Source organism: Acinetobacter calcoaceticus (assembly GCF_051947995.1).
In the GTDB taxonomy this organism is placed as follows: Bacteria; Pseudomonadota; Gammaproteobacteria; order Pseudomonadales; family Moraxellaceae; genus Acinetobacter.
This window is the reverse complement of record NZ_JBLVVH010000034.1, coordinates 1-264: the sequence shown is the minus strand read 5'-3', so window position 1 is coordinate 264 and position 264 is coordinate 1. Positions and strand designations below refer to the sequence as shown.

Below are 264 nucleotides of genomic sequence, written 5' to 3'. Positions count from 1 at the left end.
ATGCTATGGGCGGCATCGTACCTGGTGTCGGTGCGAGGGACGGACGGCGCGACCGCCGCAGCGTTCGCGTCTCTCTTCGTCCTGGGGATCACCGCCGGCCGGTTCTTGGCCGGGTTCGTAGCCGAACGCATCGGTGACCGGATGCTCGTGCGTGGCGGGTTCATCACGGTAGGAGTTGGCGTCGTCCTCGTCGGGCTACCCGGTGTGCCGTCATGGGTCGCCCTGGCAGGTCTGGTCATCGCAGGGCTTGGGTCCGCACCGATC

General features: G+C 67.8%; 1 protein-coding gene. It reads left to right on the top strand.

Features of this window, described 5'->3' with window-relative positions; translation table 11 throughout:
* Positions 1 to 264, top strand: a 264-nt coding sequence (locus tag ACNQO6_RS18440) for a hypothetical protein (RefSeq protein ID WP_440209912.1), incomplete at both ends; no start/stop codon positions are given.